Genomic DNA, 2178 nt, shown 5'->3' with positions numbered 1-2178 from the left:
TACGGTTCCTGTTCGTCAGTACCGAGTTTTGTAGTCTCGCTTTCTTCAGGTGTAACCTCGCGGTTACCACCCTTGCGACTTACTAATGCTTCCAGACGTTACTCCAGCGCATAAGGGACTTACACCCTCTAAATAAATCCTTATATTGCTATAAGATAAAGATGCCCATACTGGGCACACACAACGTATAAAATTAATTGCTTGGTTCTAGCCTACTTACGAAAATCCTCACGGATTTTCTATTCGGTTTGTATTTGCTAAATTAGGTGCTTAAAACACGCCACTAATCATACACAAACACGTTGTGCTTCATTATGACAAACAGCTAACCAATGATAAAATTCTTTAGAAAAATCCGCCAAAAATTACTCTCTGAAAATAAATTCAGTAAATATTTAATTTACGCAATCGGAGAAATTATTCTTGTAGTTATAGGAATTTTAATAGCTCTTGGAATCAATAATTATAATAACAAACACCTAAACAAAGAGGAAGAACAAGCCATTCTAAAAAGCCTAAATTTCGAGTTTCGGAAAAACAAAAAAGATGTTGAAAATGTACTCAGCGATTATCAAGACTACTTGACCAGCACGAAATTATTAATAAACTTGGTCGGCGAAAAAAATGAAGTTTTGAGTTCACATAATACAGATAGTTTAATTGAAAGGAGTATCAGTTATTATGATTATTCACCTTCACAAAATGTTTTGTCCGACCTATTATCATCTGGGAAATTAAAACTGATTAGGTCTGATTCTCTGAGGTTAAAACTTTTTCAATGGTCAAGTCTTATGAATGAAAAACGAGAAGATTGGGATACATTAGATGATTTTCTACAAAATATGTTTATGCCCTATTTAACAAAAAATGCATCTTTAAAAAACATTGACAGCTATGGTTTTTTAAAGTGGAAGGAAAAATCAAAGTTGAATCCAAAAACGGAACAAATGTTTAGTGATATTGAATTTGAAAACAATCTTGATAATCACGCTTGGAGCCTTACAAATTATATGATTACCTTGGAAAATCTCAATAACACTTTAGATAAAATAATAGAAGAAACAAGCATATCTAAATAAAATAGCGTGATAAAATTCTTTAGAAAAATTAGACAAAAAATGCTGACTGAAAATAAATTCAGCAAGTACTTTTTGTATGCAATTGGCGAAATTGTACTTGTCGTTATCGGAATTTTGATTGCGCTTCAGATTAATAATTGGAATGAACAATCGAAGATAAGAAAGTCGGCAGACACACAACTTAATCAACTAAGCCAAAACATCTCAGACGACCTTATTCAGCTAGATGCATTAAACGAAGTCATAGAAACCTATATTATAAAAAACCAGACACTATCCGACCAGTTTCAACAGATAATACCTTTTGACTCATTGACAACAAGTTTTATCACTACGTCCTTATTTGAACAAAACTTCTATGCCAATACCACCGCATACGACAAACTAAATATGACAGGCGAGTTTACTGTTTTACCAAAAGCCTTACAAATGGATATAACTGCATATTACAACTTATTGAATAGAATTAAAGAACGTGAAGAAATAACTAACACTTTCATAAAAAAAGAGATAGAACCTTATTATTTCAATAACTATAGTAAATATCACAGAAAAGGGAGCAATAAACATCCTTTGCTAGAAGAATATTACAAAAACGACAAAAGAGAAGCAATACCTTTAGATACTAGTGCCATAATGGATGATGATAAAATGGCAACTTTAAATTTTGCTAGATTATATCAAATAAAAATTCAGCAAGAATTTTATGAAGAGGCATTACAAAAAGGCATAAAACTAAAGGTATCTATTGATGAATATTTAAACTGAAAAAATTAAAGACAAAATAACGAAAGCACAATCGAGTAGACGGGTCCGCCCCTAGTTAGGAACGGACTGCGCCTCTCACACCACCGTACGTACGGGTCTCGTACACGGCGGTTCGTTTTATCAGAACTTTACACTAAGGTAGTACGCTAGCATACTTTCGTAACCTCTTTTTCTTAGACGTTTTTCAGTAATAGTAGTCCTCAGTATAGGACTTTGGGCTACCGCCCAGCCTCCCATCCTTGTTCTACTCCAAGCATACGCTTGATCCTGTTTTATACCTAAGCCAATGAGATTCTTGCGTTTGCGCTCTGGTTTCTTCCAATCGTGCCAT

2 protein-coding genes and 1 pseudogene are annotated in these 2178 nt (G+C 33.8%); 2 read left to right on the top strand and 1 reads right to left on the bottom strand.

Features of this window, described 5'->3' with window-relative positions; genetic code table 11:
- Nucleotides 1–332 precede the first annotated feature (332 nt).
- Together BFP75_RS20030 and BFP75_RS20025 are read left to right on the top strand one after the other, a co-directional pair.
- Nucleotides 333–1079: a DUF6090 family protein gene (locus BFP75_RS20030; protein WP_099547104.1), complete on the top strand. Its 747-nt coding sequence runs from the start codon at nt 333–335 to the stop codon at nt 1077–1079.
- Between the two features lie 6 nt (nt 1080–1085).
- Nucleotides 1086–1847, top strand: a complete 762-nt coding sequence (locus BFP75_RS20025; protein ID WP_099547103.1) for a DUF6090 family protein — start codon at nt 1086–1088, stop codon at nt 1845–1847.
- A gap of 120 nt (nt 1848–1967) precedes the next feature.
- Here BFP75_RS20025 and BFP75_RS20020 read toward each other — a convergent pair.
- Nucleotides 1968–2178: pseudogene (locus BFP75_RS20020) on the bottom strand (group II intron reverse transcriptase/maturase); the annotation flags it as partial.

This window comes from Maribacter sp. 4G9, from assembly GCF_002742265.1.
Lineage (GTDB): Bacteria > Bacteroidota > Bacteroidia > Flavobacteriales > Flavobacteriaceae > Maribacter.
Note: the sequence above shows the minus strand (reverse complement) of the source record. Positions and strands in the feature narration are given on the sequence as shown.

Coding starts and splice junctions, on each gene's coding strand:
- BFP75_RS20030 (WP_099547104.1), top strand. CDS start 333: ATGATAAAATTCTTTAGAAAAATCCGCCAAAAATTACTCTCTGAAAAT.